This is a genomic window from Rhodococcus sp. 21391 (assembly GCF_016772255.1).
GTDB lineage: Bacteria > Actinomycetota > Actinomycetes > Mycobacteriales > Mycobacteriaceae > Rhodococcus_F > Rhodococcus_F opacus.
Map to the genome: position 1 here is coordinate 1504175 of NZ_CP063782.1, position 14036 is coordinate 1518210.

10 protein-coding genes, 2 pseudogenes and 1 other annotated feature are annotated in these 14036 nt (G+C 62.2%); of the genes and pseudogenes, 7 read left to right on the forward strand and 5 right to left on the reverse strand.

The annotated features are described in order from the left end of the window. Nucleotides 1-109: 109 nt before the first annotated feature. Nucleotides 110-892 carry a helix-turn-helix transcriptional regulator gene (locus GO592_RS41880; protein ID WP_012686772.1) on the forward strand — a complete coding sequence of 261 codons (783 nt, stop codon included), beginning with the start codon at nt 110-112 and terminating at the stop codon, nt 890-892. A gap of 1 nt (nt 893) precedes the next feature. Here the strand turns inward: GO592_RS41880 and GO592_RS41885 are convergent, their stop codons facing one another. Then, entirely contained in the window at nt 894-1682 is a 789-nt protein-coding gene (locus tag GO592_RS41885) for an alpha/beta fold hydrolase (RefSeq protein WP_012686771.1), read from the reverse strand. A 567-nt stretch (nt 1683-2249) separates the two neighbouring features. On the opposite strand from GO592_RS41885, the gene GO592_RS41890 reads away from it, so the two are divergent. Together GO592_RS41890 and GO592_RS46805 are read left to right on the forward strand one after the other, a co-directional pair. Beyond that, complete coding sequence (locus GO592_RS41890) at nt 2250-2567, forward strand: transposase (protein ID WP_043827358.1); 318 nt, start codon at nt 2250-2252, stop codon at nt 2565-2567. Further along, nucleotides 2528-2656: a sequence feature (AL1L pseudoknot), on the forward strand. (Overlaps the previous gene by 40 nt.) After that, nucleotides 2570-3301: an IS3 family transposase gene (locus GO592_RS46805; RefSeq protein ID WP_012686770.1), complete on the forward strand. Its 732-nt coding sequence runs from the start codon at nt 2570-2572 to the stop codon at nt 3299-3301. (Overlaps the previous feature by 87 nt.) Here the strand turns inward: GO592_RS46805 and GO592_RS41900 are convergent. After that, on the reverse strand, nt 3198-4592 hold the full coding sequence (locus GO592_RS41900; protein WP_043827253.1) for an IS30 family transposase: 1395 nt from the start codon (nt 4590-4592) through the stop codon (nt 3198-3200). The genes GO592_RS46805 and GO592_RS41900 overlap by 104 nt on opposite strands. Nucleotides 4593-4688: 96 nt before the next feature. Here GO592_RS41900 and GO592_RS41905 point away from each other — a divergent pair, with 96 nt between their 5' ends. Further along, nucleotides 4689-4985: an integrase core domain-containing protein gene (locus GO592_RS41905; protein ID WP_231869092.1), complete on the forward strand. Its 297-nt coding sequence runs from the start codon at nt 4689-4691 to the stop codon at nt 4983-4985. Nucleotides 4986-5736: 751 nt separating this feature from the next. Here GO592_RS41905 and GO592_RS41910 read toward each other — a convergent pair. Both GO592_RS41910 and GO592_RS41915 read right to left on the reverse strand, forming a co-directional pair. Continuing rightward, a complete protein-coding gene (locus tag GO592_RS41910) occupies nt 5737-6330 on the reverse strand; it encodes a hypothetical protein (RefSeq protein WP_237737272.1) in 594 nt (197 codons plus the stop codon). A 154-nt stretch (nt 6331-6484) separates the two neighbouring features. Continuing rightward, the gene (locus GO592_RS41915) at nt 6485-6817 is read right to left on the reverse strand and encodes a hypothetical protein (protein WP_012686767.1); all 333 of its coding nucleotides are present in this window, start codon (nt 6815-6817) and stop codon (nt 6485-6487) included. A gap of 1739 nt (nt 6818-8556) precedes the next feature. Between GO592_RS41915 and GO592_RS41920 the strand changes: the two genes are divergently transcribed. Both GO592_RS41920 and GO592_RS41925 read left to right on the forward strand, forming a co-directional pair. Next, nucleotides 8557-9024, forward strand: a complete 468-nt coding sequence (locus GO592_RS41920; RefSeq protein WP_050785259.1) for a helix-turn-helix domain-containing protein — start codon at nt 8557-8559, stop codon at nt 9022-9024. 1832 nt (nt 9025-10856) lie between these two features. Continuing rightward, a pseudogene (locus tag GO592_RS41925) lies at nt 10857-11785 on the forward strand (IS3 family transposase); the annotation flags it as partial. Between the two features lie 7 nt (nt 11786-11792). On the opposite strand, the gene GO592_RS41930 reads toward GO592_RS41925, so the two are convergent. Next, a complete protein-coding gene (locus GO592_RS41930) occupies nt 11793-13187 on the reverse strand; it encodes an IS30 family transposase (RefSeq protein ID WP_043827253.1) in 1395 nt (464 codons plus the stop codon). Nucleotides 13188-13235: 48 nt separating this feature from the next. Between GO592_RS41930 and GO592_RS41935 the strand changes: the two are divergent. Continuing rightward, a pseudogene (locus tag GO592_RS41935) lies at nt 13236-13529 on the forward strand (integrase core domain-containing protein); the annotation flags it as partial. Between the last annotated feature and the right edge of the window lie 507 nt (nt 13530-14036).

Genomic DNA, 14036 nt, shown 5'->3' on the forward strand with positions numbered 1-14036 from the left:
AACTGCGTTGTCCAGCAGGGGGGTAACACTCAAGAGTGTTACCTACAAGGCTTGACATTCCCCGGGAGTAGGGTAGTGCCGCTGTATTCGCTATCGGAAAGGCCAACCAATGGACTCGATCAGTCCGCCGAGTCTCGGTGATTTCATTCGTGCTCGGCGCACCCGGGCAACGCCGAAGCACCCGGATGGTATGACTCGGGCCCAACTGGGCGAAGAGAACTATTTGAGTGTCAGCTACATCGCGCGGCTGGAAGGAAACGTTAAGGACGCGAGTCCTTCTCCACCGGTTCTCGACGCCACCGCCAACGCACTGTGTCTCGATGATGCAGAACGTCGGCACCTTTTCAATCTGGCACGGCGGACCCAGACCGAGCGTGAGGACATCACGACACCGTGGACGATCGCCGACTATCGGACACTGATTACACCGGACATGGAGACCGCCATCGCGGCGCTGAACCCGCACCTGGTGGCGTACCTCGACGAACGCTGGAATGTCATCGACTGTAACTCGGCGTACGACAAGGCGTTCCCTGGACTGGTCGACGAGGGAAACGTGTTGCGCTGGTTCTTCTCGACTCCGGCATCAATGACGGTCATGGTGGAGTGGGAGGCGGAAGCCGCCTTGACCGTCAGCTGGTTCCGAGCGTTGATGGGTCGCTACTACAACCCCGACTGGGCGGTGGAAACCCTCGAAGAGTTGAGCGAGTTCCCTCTCTTCCGCGAACTGTGGTTACGCGAAGAAGTCCGGTTTGGCCGGCACCAGCCGTTCATGCACCTCCGCGACGCCGAGACTGGTGAGCACTATAGCGTGCACGTGCAGGTCCACGCGGAGATGCGGGGCAAGTATCCGCTGCAGATGTACCTCGGAGTGCGCCTCCCCGCCTCCTGAACTAGCGGAGCGCCTTGACGAACGCAGTGATCGCCGCGTTGACCGGCTCTGGGTGTGTCCAGTTTGCGGCATGGCCAGCAACCGGGATCGTGACAACTGGCGCAGCACCGGGAAGACCTGCTTTGAGCTCGTCGGCCTTCTCTGCGGGCGCTGACAGGTCATTTTCCCCACGGATGATCAATGCCGGAACGTCAATGTCGGAGAGTCGGTCCACGATGTCGTCGCGTTCGATAAGGCACTCTGCGGCTGGTCGGACAGCCATGCGATCTCCGCTGTTCCATTTGCTGATCCACGACGTCCAATCCGCAGGTTCTCCACCGATCAGTTGGGGGGCAAGTGCGCTGGTGAGCGGTTCGAATGGCTCTGTGCTGCACCACTGATCGAACAGGACGCGGTATCCGGACTTCTGCTCAGGAGTACAGGCTGAGGCTTCCGTGTCGAGCAAGATCAGAGCCCTCGTACGCCCCGGTGCGAGAAGTGCTGTGCGCAGCGCGGTATAGCCGCCCTGGGACATGCCCCCGATGATTGCCTTCTCGACGCCGAGGTCGTCGAGGACGGCGAGGGCGTCGCGTGCGAGGTCCCAGTATGTGAACGGCATACCCGCATCGGTGGTCTTTCCGTGGCGGCGCGCATCCCAACTCACAACCCGGAGGTCCGGAGATAGATCGCGAACCTGGGGCGTGAACATGGATGAGTCCATGAAGAACCCGTGCCCGAGTAAAAGTACGGGCCCCTCTCCCCCACTGTCGGTGTAAAAAATGTCGGCGTCGGGCGTTGTCACTGTCGGCACGTAGCCGATCCTAGGGTGAGGTGACTATCCCCGGGTCGGATGCGTCGATCACACCGGGCCGCTCAGGACGAATGAGCGAGGCTGAGGGGTTCGTCCCTGACGTGCACGTGAACCCGTACAAGGTCGCTGACGAGGACTGACCACAGACCAACTGACAGGGCGTCAAAGTCACCGGACACCGGACGGAACCATGCACTGACCACGACGCTCACCTTTCCGAGCAGAGCCGGTTAGCAGCGCCACGACGTGGGCGGGCATCACTTCCAAGCGAGGTGGTGCCCGCTCGACGGGTCAAAACTGATTCCACCACTGGGCGAACATGTTCCATTGAACGGTGCGTGTCCAATAGTCACCGACGTCAAAGAACCCTGGAAGATCGAACACGATGCCGATCATGATTTCTCCTAGAACTGATTGAACCAGAGGGCGAAGTTGTTCCACGCTTCCACGTAAGGAATAGCCCCATCATGTAGAACAAGTCAGGAAAGTTGCCGGTCATAGCGGGTTCCACACGTTGAATCGCCCCGGGTCTGTCGGAGGCTCTCAAACCTGTGAAGGATGGAGAGCATGGCAGCACCACGGAAGTACAGCGTTGAGCTGAAGGAACGAGCAACGAGGATGGCGGTCGAGGCCCGCCAGGATCCGGCGACGCGGCCGGGAGCGCTCAAGCGGATCGCCGATCAGCTCGGTGTGCATCCCGAGGCGCTCAGGACCTGGGTCAAGCAGGCCGAGGTCGACGGCGGCGTGCGCCCGGGCACCACTACCAGTGATGCCGAACGGATTGCCCAGTTGGAACGGGAGAATCGCGAGCTGCGGCGGGCGAACACGATCCTCAAGCAGGCCTCGGCTTTCTTTGCGGCGGAGATCGACCGCCCACAGCGCTGATCGTGGAGTTCGTCGCTGCTCACCGCGACGAACACGGAGTCGATCCGATCTGCGCGGTCTTGCGCGGTACGGCCGCCCAGATCGCTCCGTCCACGGTCCGAGCTCACCTGAGCCCCCAGCGAACCGAATCGGCACGTGCGGTGCGTGACCGCGAGGTTCTGTCCCGGATCCGGGGTGTTCATGCCGACAATCTCGGGGTGTACGGGGCCCGCAAAGTGCACGCCAGTCTGAAACGAGAAGGGATGTCAGTGGCCCGGTGCACCGTGGAACGATTGATGAAAGCCGATGGGTTACGGGGAATATTACGGTTGAAAGGGCGGAAGACCACGCACGCTGACGGGGCCGAGACTCCGCGGCCGGCGGATCGGGTCCAGCGGCAGTTCGTCGCCGACGCGCCCAACACGTTGTGGGTGGCGGACCTGACCTACATTCGCACTCATTCGGGGTGGGTGTACGCCGCGTTCATCCTCGACGTGTTCTCCCGGATGATCGTCGGTTGGCAGGTTTCGACGTCGATGCGTACCGACCTGGCCCTCGACGCCTTGGATATGGGGTTGTGGGCTCGCCGACGGGTCGGCCAGGACGTCGCCGGATTGATTCACCATAGCGACCGCGGCGTGCAGGGCGGATTCAACCGGTCGTCGCAACACCGTGCCGTGAGGACGAGTGTACCTGTTCGGCAAACACTTCCGCTGGAGTTCTCCAACCGTGCACTTTTCGGGGGCGGTTGTTGAGCGCATCGGCGACCGCCTGAAGCTCACGGAACTTGTATCGGGACAGATCAGTTCCCTTCGGAAAATATTGTCGCAGCAGCCCATTGGTGTTCTCATTCGTTCCGCGCTGCCATGGACTGTACGGATCACAGAAGTAGACACGGATACCCGTAGATGCCGTCAGCTCGGCATGACGCGCGAGTTCCTTTCCGCGATCCCACGTCACGGATCTGCGTAGATGCTCGGGCAGCGGTGACAGCGTCGCGGCCAGAGCATCACGAACGGACTCCGAACCATATCCGGACAGCGCCGGCCCGTTCTTCACCATCGCCGCTGTTCCATAGCCCTTCAGTCGCGGCAGGTGTAGTAGAGTCGTGTATCTGCTGGTGCGCTCGACGAGCGTGCCGATCGCGGACCGGGTCAGACCGATGATGAGGTCGCCCTCCCAATGCCCCGGCGTCTTCCGGCTCTCGACCTCCTCCGGACGGGCGCTGATGGTCACCTCCTCGGTGATAAATCCGGTGCGCTGCTTCCGTGCTCGCGCACGAGGCTTTCGCAGCGCCCGGCCGGTGCGCAAGCACGCGACGAGCTCCCGCTCCAGGCCGCCGCGACCCTCGATGTAGAGCGATTGGTAGATCGCCTCAGGTGAAATGCGCATCGTCGGGTCCTCCGGATAGTCGATCGGTAGGCGATTCGAGATCTGCTCCGGACTCCACGCCGTCGCCCACCGACGATCACCGCGCCGAGGCTTGTTTCGGCCAATCCAAGCGGCATCCGGACCGGACACCACGGTTCCATCGTCGGCACGAATCACACCAGACAGTTTGTCCTGCACATATTCTCGTAGCCGATCGTGTTCGGCGAGCTTCGCTGGTTTTGGGCGCCTCGCGGCGAGGTCGGCCTTCCACTGTGCGGTCGACGCTCGGTATGTGAGCTTGCCATTGCGGGTGGCGGCGTTCCGCCGCAACTCCCGCGAGATCGTCGACGGTGACCGTCCGATCCGGTCAGCGATGTCGCGCATACTCATACCCTTGGCTCGCAGCAGCGCGATATCCTCACGCTCGGTGAACGACAGGTACCTCCCCGAGACCGGGGTCAACTCGATCGGTGGCATCCCACCAGCCTGGCGGAACCACCGTGTCCCCACCGGCCCCGACACGCCGCATGTGGTCGCTGCGTCGTCGCTCGTGAGACCCTCGGCGATCCGCGTCCAGAATGCCCGCTCTAGATCTCGGCGTATCGGAGGCCGTCCCGGTGACCGCATCACCGCACGCCCCGTCAACGCTGCTGCCCACCCGGGTGGTCGTCCCATTCCCACACCTCCGTTATCGAGGTGTTGCTTCCACCGGTTGAGCCTGGTCAGTATCGAGCGGTGCGATACACCGAGCGCCTCGACGAGTGTGACGCAGTGTCTTCTGTTGGTTCCAAGGGAGATTCGTATGACAACGCGATGGCGGAGGCGTTCAACTCGTTGTTCAAGGCCGAGTGCATTCGCAATCCCGTGATGCGCCCGCACGGGGGCTGGCGAGGCCTTGGAGACGTCGAGTGGGCGGTCGCCGAGTACATCGACTGGTTCAATCACCGCCGCTTGCACGGCGAGATCGACCACGTCCCACCCGCAGAGTACGAGACCGCCTACTGGTCGAATCACACGGCGGCCGACTACCGTGAGACACCGGTCCTCGCTGAGGCCGGAACCAGATAGCCGAGCCTCCGTAGAACCCGGGGCGATTCACGTCGTCGAAGAACCAGAACATGAACACGCTGATTCCACCGAGACCTGGATAGAACCAGTTGTAGTCAGGCAGGTTGCCGATCATGTCAGTACCGCCAGTCCATCCATGCTTGCAACAATGGCTGCCATAGGTGCTGAGTCGGCGTCAAGACGTGCAGGCTGAACCAATCGGCCATATCAGTAAGTAGCCCGAACATTACGAACCACCACCGATCTGGCTGAACAGCAGTCTGGTACCGATTTCAACGATGTTCCAGGGCCACAGCCACAGGGTGTTCATGATGGCCCCTCAGAGCTGGTTAAACCAGTTGGCGAAGTTGACGTACCAAACACCCGGAGGCCAGATCGGGTCACCGAACACTGGTATGTCGAACACATTGCCGATCATGACTGTCTCCTGGTCCTCCCGACCTGCCTGACTATCGCTGACGGAGTGACCGCCGTTACTCCCCGAGGGCTGAGAGATGCCCCAACCCGAAGGACAACGCATGACACACAACTGGGGCTCAGGCGACCCCCGAACCAGCACCGCCGCATGGCGCAGACTCCGCCGAACCATCCTCGAACGCGACAACAAAACCTGCACCACATGCGGACAACCAGCCACCGAGGTAGACCACATCCGCAACACCAAAGCCGGTGGCACCGACCACCCAGACAACCGGACCAGCACATGCCGCACCCAGGCGAGTCTCAAGGAGCGCTGTTGCCGGTGCCCCTTTCAGAGGTTGCCGCTCACTCTCAACAAGACCCTCTCGCCACAACCTGCGGAGAGTATCGACGCGTTCTGCCGAGTGTCCGTGATCGGTGGGGCTTCTCCCGTTCGCGGGCCGCCCGCGACTGGGTGCGTTCGGTTCGTCCATTCGGTCAGAGCGCGGGCGATCCAGCATCGCGCTACCGCGGAGTCCGCCGCACAGGCGGCGAGGGACTCGAATGCCAGCGCTATCGCGACTGTGAACTCGGGGTGCGTTTCGTCGATGCATTCGAGTGCGATGTCGTTCGCCGCCGAAAGTGCCAGATAGGTGGCCTCTGAACTGGTTACGGCCGAGCTGTGGGCCAATCTCTCCGTGGCCTCGTACGCCGCGCGCCACGCATCGGGGCTGAGCGCCTTCGTTTCCGATGTTCGGCACATACCGGCGACGCGCTCAAGTGCGTGGAATACATCATCGCCGGCGGCCGGGAGCCTGCCGGTCAAGCCCCAGCCTGAGTCGAGCACGTCGGCGAACCAGCACCAGCGAGCGAACTCGTGCGCGTCTTCGAGCGCGAGTTCAACGGTTCCGGACGCCAGCTGCATCACTGCATCGGCGACCGACATCTCGTTGAGAGCGGAAGAAAATGACTCATGCATGATCGTTTCCCGTCTCCGTGTCCCGCGAGTGGGACGTGAGGATCAAGCGCAGGGTTGAAACCTGTTGTGGTAATTGCCAAACGCCGCACTGCGGAGCGTGCACGACCGAGTCCCACCGAGGTCAGAGCGTTGTCAACCAGCACTCGACGGCGCGCATGGCAGCGTCGGTTGGATCGGCGAGGTCGACCGCAGTGGTGGCATCAACCCCCTCGGTGCGCTCCCAGCTGCCGTCGTCTCGTTGGTGGTCGACGATGGACCAGATTTCAACCGTGGCTTCATGCTCACCGCGGGTGATGAGCCGAAGAGCCGGGACGAATCCGGGGCAGAGGTTGCTGAGGGCGATGTATGTGCGGTCCTCGTCAATGGCGAGGTCAAGGTCGTTGTGATCGTTCGCGTCGTGGGCGGCCGCAATGAACGCCGCGTGGAAGTCCTCGGGGATTTCTATGAGGGCCATCGGGTCTGGTCTCCTTCAAAAGGGTCGCGATCTGGAGTGCACAGCAATGCCTCACACGGTCGCCGGCGTCAACAGGTATCAGCGAACTGGCACAAGGCCTGCCTGGTCGACCGGGTCGGGGTGCCGATGCCTGTTCGGCGAGGCGATGCCATCGTTGACGCGAAGAGGGCCACCCCGACGACAGCCGCCATCGCTCATCTGAGTCAGGCCAATTCTGCTCGGCACCTACGGCTCTCGTTGAACCCAACCGGCAGGCCGGCCGCCATAGCTTCGAGCGCCGGGCTATCGGCCAGCTCCCTGGCACCCCACCTTCCGGCGCTGAACGAGCACAGTCGATCGTTGCATCGTGGAACTGTGCGCTTGCCGTGAAGGCGCCGGTCCAGCGGCGCCTGATCGCACTCACTCGGTTGGAGGAAGCCCGCGCCGGCGCGTTCACCCTGGAGCCGGCGGGCGACTGTGACTCGGCGGCATCCGACGTAGCTGCTGCTTCTCGCGGAGAGTCAAAATCGGTTGCGTGATCGGCCGTGGCAGCGACTGCGGCAGTCTCGCCCTTTCCACGCTCCCCCGTAGGCGCGTCGGTCGTGGTCGGCGTCTCCGCCGTGGAGGGATCATCGGAACCGGAGACATCCGTCTGGATGAGAGCTCGGCGGTACCGGCTCAGCTCCGTCACGGCCGAGTCGTACTTGATGGCGAGCTTGTCCGCGAGGAGGCTCGGTGACCAGCACTGCTCGTAGGCCATCCGAATGATTTCTCGTCGTTCGCAGTTGCGCATGGGGACTTGTTCGCCGCTCAGGCGACGAACGATGACGACCTCGTCGACCGCGACCGCTCCCGTGGCCCGCTCGCGCTCGTGACTACGCGCCTTCGGATTGTCGATCTCGTCGTCGTCCCATCCGAGAGGCGGCACCAGTCCTTCTGCGCGTGCTTGTTCACGGAGGTCGGCGTCAGGTCCGGGGCGCATGGAAAGCTCGTCGTAGATCTCGTCGACCGCTTCCCACAGCTCGCTCGGGATGAGACCTTTTTCCGGCATCGAAGTGACGACGTCGACCTCGACGTTCAACCGGTGAGCGAGGCTCGAATCGCCGTAGCCCATGGCGTTGAGTGCGCGCAGTCGGCGGCGAGCCCCCACTGCTGGGGTCAGATCACGCCCACGGCTCGGGCGAAAAGTGATCGAGAGGATCGCGTCCGCGATGACGGAGGTGGTCGTGCGAGTCGAAGTGCTCCTCAGCGACCGGATTGTCGCGACCGGCACAGAGGCCAGGTCAGCGATCAGAGCGGTCGTCATGCCGGCGCACATCAGGGCGTTGATGTGGTAGCGCACATCAACCGTGTCGACAGATGTATCGACGCGACGGGCAGGTGTCCAAGCCTGCCCGTCACGTCCCCCTAAACCCGACTGTCGCGATGTCTGGAACCACCCGTCGTCGCGACTGGGCAAAGCAGACCGGGCGGGGAATCCGGCTGCATTCAGTCTAGCTAGCTGAGCGGCGCATACGGACGAGCGTGCGTCGCGTCGATGCGCAGAAGTCTGGGACAAGGGTGGGGCAGCTGAAACGGTAGTCGTCATCGGATGCTCTTTTCCGTTTAGCGGCTGGTCAGGCCGCATGTACGTGGGAACTGTTCGTACTCGAGCGCACCGGGTTCGAGTTCAGCGAGTGATCGTCAGCGCTGCACCGCATCGCATTTACCACTGGAATTTAAACCCGGCATGCAACGATGGTATCTACATCTTCAATAGGATGTCCAGCGATGAACGGAAAATCGCAGTGAGAGCGCCCCTGAACGGCTTCAAGCCTCAGGCCCTCGAAGACGCGCGCACTACTGCCGGAATCACGCGCGGCGACCTGTCCCGCGCAATAGGCGTCGACCCGACCACCATCCACAACTGGGAAACCTCGCGAACGCACCCTCAGCCCGACCACCTCGCCCGGGCCGCCGAAAAGCTGGGAATACCCCTCGACCGCCTCGTCGTCGTCCCGGAAGACAGTCGGACCATCGCCGACCTGCGGAATCTTGCGGGATTGACGCAGAAACACGTCGCAGACCGAACCGGACTCAGCACCACCACCATCGGCCGAATCGAGCGGGGCGAAGGAAGCCTGTCCGATCGACATACCACAGCACTCGCTGAGGCTCTGCGCCTGGAAGAACGGACAATCCGTGACGCATTCATCCGCGCACGGAATCGACCGCTTCCTTCTCGATAGCTCGGCAACAATCACCCCTGTGCTCATGCACTGTCCCCGCGGCGCAACCGCTGCTGTCGGCGACGATCGATGGAGCGCCGCACTCCGCTGAGAGCCAGAGTCGCAGCGAGCACAAGAACTGCCACGACGATGATCAACCGGCGGAGGTCGAGGCCGGCACCTTCCGTGCCAGGGATAGTCACCAACGGTGACGCCGAAGCCCCAACGATGAGATCGTGAGCGAGCAGCCACGCAGTCGCCTTGGTCGACATCGCCGGAAGAGCCGCGACAAGGAGGCCCAGAATCAATGGGGCCGCCATCAACAGAGACAGTTGGTCCTCGTCGGACAGGCCTGCTGCATTCCGTGCTGGCTTGATGGGCTGCTGAGGTTGACTGGGGTGCATGGGATCTCCTCCTGAAGTGGGCTTCTATCTGGAGGAAGATCCGTTCGAAGAGGCTTGTGTGACAGACTGCGGCGTTCTTTTTGAACAAGTCCCGTGCCACGCATCCGAGACGGCGCCGGACGCTGCTCCCCGTACTCTCTCGGGCGAGAACACCGGGCAGATATCTGCTGTCCAGTGGTTCTTTCGGGGTGATTCCTCGTCAGTGGATGGCCGGTGCATCGGCAGTGCCGTACGACTGCCGCGCCACCACCTGCCAACCGGCGGCGAAGCCGGTCGAGTCGACGGTAGTGTGTCGTGTCGCGAGTTCGCATGAAGCCGAGGTACTGGCGTTCTAGAGTTCACCCTGTCTCAGATCCGCCCCGAAGCATCCGGTCCGACAAGTATGATCCCGACATGGATCGTGAGGTGTGGCAGATCCGCGAGATGCAGGAGATCTACAAAGACAGCGTCAACGGACTCTCCAAGGAGCTCCGCTCTCGCTTCCACGCGTCCCGTGCGAAACTCCGTCTAGGCCTTGGCATGGCAATCGCAACATTGGTCATTGACCTGACGATCATCGCGCTGAAGTGGACCACGCTCCAACAGTCGCCACTTAGCCTTTCGACTATGGCGCTTACTCTTATAGGAGCTATAGCCCTAGTTATCTATGTCGTATATCAATTCCCACGCGTGCGTTATCGATACGAGGACGCAGTCAAGCAACTTTCGCGCGAAGCTGCGCTTACGTTTGACCAGCTTGACTCACCCGCTCCTCGCAATAGGCCGAGTAGTTGACAACATCGGATGCCGAAATCCAGGCGGCTATCGGACGGTTTTTTCTGAACAACACCCCACCCAACATCGTCTTACACCAACAACCAGCACCCCCTCAACCGAACCCCGCCCTAACGTCTTCCATTGACCGACCTGGGTCAATCGCCGTAATAACTGGCGCGTTCCTGTTCGCATCAGCAATTGTTGCGGGGATTTTCACTTTGGTGGGCGAATCTCCTCCTCCTACTCCAGCCGTAACGAATTGCGCACAGCAGCAGATCGATGTGCTGAAAAACCAAAGGGAAAACCCGAACTTTCCTTTCCGCTACAGCGGCCCCAGTGAAGAGCAATGCCATCTCAACGAGATCGTGGATCGGGCGAGGGAACCCGAGAGTGGGGCATCAGGCTCCAACTAACGTGGAGGTCAATTATCTATTGGCCGTTATTCATCCCGGAATGGAGAGGAAAGCTTCTTCAGTCCAGGGATTCAGGGGGCGCGTACGCCGAGATGTAGAGAAGTGAAGGGGTATCAGAACAACCGGTACCCCCTTCAATGCGCCGTCGAAGCATCCCGTCCTTGACCGCTGCCACTTGCCTGCGTGGGATCTTCACCGACCGTCCGGTCGTACCTGAGGCTGCACCCTTTGAGTGGACACCCCGGACAATGGTTCTAGGAGAGCCAGGAGGGATGTCGAGGTGGGACGCCAGTCTCTGTACACGGAGGAATTCCGGAAAGACGCGGTCGCGTTGTATCGCGCGGCCGACGGCAAACGCACGTACGCGGCGGTGGCCGCGGATGTGGGCGTCAGTGGCGAAACGCTACGGACGTGGGTCCGCAAGGACACCGCCCGTAACGCGCGCTCGCAGGACCGCAGTACCGGCGCCGACGGGACCGAGGCGGACGAGCTCGCGCGGCTGCGCGCGGAGAATGCGCGGCTGCGCGGTGCGGAAAAGGAATGGCAGCTCGAACGCGAGATTCTGCGCCGGGCGGCCGCGTATTTCGCAAAGGAGGTGAAGTGAAGACCCGCCGCTGGGACTTCATCTCCGACCATCGCGCCGAGTTCGGCGTGCAGCGGCTGTGCCGGGTGCTCGGGACCTCCCGTTCCGGCTACTACAAGCACCTGATCACGGAGCCGGCCCGAGTCGAGCGCCAGGCCGAGGAAGCCGCGACGGTCGCCGAGATCCGCGCCATTCATGCCGAGCACCGGAGCGCCTACGGTGCCCCGCGGGTTCACGCCGAACTCCGCTCCCGCGGACGCAAGATCAACCGCAAACGGGTGACCCGGCTGATGCGAATCCACCACGTGGTGGGCAGGCACCTGCGCCGCAGCAAGCGCACGACCGTCGCGGACAAGTCGGCTCCGTCGGTGCCGGATCTGGTGATGCGAGACTTCACCGCTACGGCTGTCGATACCAAGTGGTGTGGGGACATAACCTACATCCCGGTGGGATCCTCGTGGTTGTTCTTGGCCACGGTGATCGACATCTTCTCACGCCGGGTGGTGGGCTGGTCGATCGCTGACCACATGCGCACCGATCTCGTCACGGACGCGATCGAGATGGCGGTGCGCACCCGCGGTGGTGACGTCGGTGGCGTTATCTTCCACAGCGACCGCGGATCACAGGGCGGATTCAACCGGTCGTCGCAACACCGTGCCGTGAGGACGAGTGTACCTGTTCGGCAAACACTTCCGCTGGAGTTCTCCAACCGTGCACTTTTCGGGGGCGGTTGTTGAGCGCATCGGCGACCGCCTGAAGCTCACGGAACTTGTATCGGGACAGATCAGTTCCCTTCGGAAAATATTGTCGCAGCAGCCCATTGGTGTTCTCATTCGTTCCGCGCTGCCATGGACTGTACGGATCACAGAAGTAGACACGGATACCCGTAGATGCCGTCAGCTCGGCATGACGCGCGAGTTCCTTTCCGCGATCCCACGTCACGGATCTGCGTAGATGCTCGGGCAGCGGTGACAGCGTCGCGGCCAGAGCATCACGAACGGACTCCGAACCATATCCGGACAGCGCCGGCCCGTTCTTCACCATCGCCGCTGTTCCATAGCCCTTCAGTCGCGGCAGGTGTAGTAGAGTCGTGTATCTGCTGGTGCGCTCGACGAGCGTGCCGATCGCGGACCGGGTCAGACCGATGATGAGGTCGCCCTCCCAATGCCCCGGCGTCTTCCGGCTCTCGACCTCCTCCGGACGGGCGCTGATGGTCACCTCCTCGGTGATAAATCCGGTGCGCTGCTTCCGTGCTCGCGCACGAGGCTTTCGCAGCGCCCGGCCGGTGCGCAAGCACGCGACGAGCTCCCGCTCCAGGCCGCCGCGACCCTCGATGTAGAGCGATTGGTAGATCGCCTCAGGTGAAATGCGCATCGTCGGGTCCTCCGGATAGTCGATCGGTAGGCGATTCGAGATCTGCTCCGGACTCCACGCCGTCGCCCACCGACGATCACCGCGCCGAGGCTTGTTTCGGCCAATCCAAGCGGCATCCGGACCGGACACCACGGTTCCATCGTCGGCACGAATCACACCAGACAGTTTGTCCTGCACATATTCTCGTAGCCGATCGTGTTCGGCGAGCTTCGCTGGTTTTGGGCGCCTCGCGGCGAGGTCGGCCTTCCACTGTGCGGTCGACGCTCGGTATGTGAGCTTGCCATTGCGGGTGGCGGCGTTCCGCCGCAACTCCCGCGAGATCGTCGACGGTGACCGTCCGATCCGGTCAGCGATGTCGCGCATACTCATACCCTTGGCTCGCAGCAGCGCGATATCCTCACGCTCGGTGAACGACAGGTACCTCCCCGAGACCGGGGTCAACTCGATCGGTGGCATCCCACCAGCCTGGCGGAACCACCGTGTCCCCACCGGCCCCGACACGCCGCATGTGGTCGCTGCGTCGTCGCTCGTGAGACCCTCGGCGATCCGCGTCCAGAATGCCCGCTCTAGATCTCGGCGTATCGGAGGCCGTCCCGGTGACCGCATCACCGCACGCCCCGTCAACGCTGCTGCCCACCCGGGTGGTCGTCCCATTCCCACACCTCCGTTATCGAGGTGTTGCTTCCACCGGTTGAGCCTGGTCAGTACACCGCAGCAGCTTTCGTCGATGTATGCCGCCGTCATGGGATTCAGCTAAGTCGAGGACGGGTCGGCTCGAGTTACGATAATGCTCTCGCCGAGTCGTTCTTCCAAGGACTCAAGAGGGAGTGGCTGCACGGACGGAGTTGGACGTCGAAGTCGCAGGCACGGCTGGACCTGTTCGAGTGGCTCTCGTACTTCAATCGACGTCGCCGTCACTCCGCCCTCGGATACCTCACCCCAGTGGAGTTCGAACAACGACTCATCGCGTCGTCTACGCTGTCAGTCGCCGCATGAAATCCGGTGTCCACTCCCGAGGGGCAACCTCATACCATCGGTCTCACCGTTCTTGGCTGGTGTTGCGACTACGATCGGCAAGTCGGCCGGGTGATATCTCTCGATCGTGCTTGTTTGCCGCCGCGGCAGCCACCCACAAGTCCGCGACTGTCCTGCACAGGTTCTCCCCCGCGACGGCGTCATCATATAGCCTGTAATGCCGTGACGCGCCCACCGGGAAGTCAGACTCGTGTACTGCCTTTCGGTGAGAACGGAAGCAAATTCTGCCTGCTGACCGTGATCGGCGGAAGATCCCTCTGTCGACGGGATAGATCAACGCGTACAAGGTTGACTGGTCGAAAGCCAGGAGTGGAGGAATCCCAGCCTTCATCCAAAGCCTGACGGGTGAAGTTCACTCTCACTTCCGAAATGGATCCATCGCTGCCCTTCTTCGGTAGCTCAATGAAATCGTCCGGACTATGTTGAGAGAGTTCTGCACTGGCCCGTTGACCGTATCCAGAATCATCG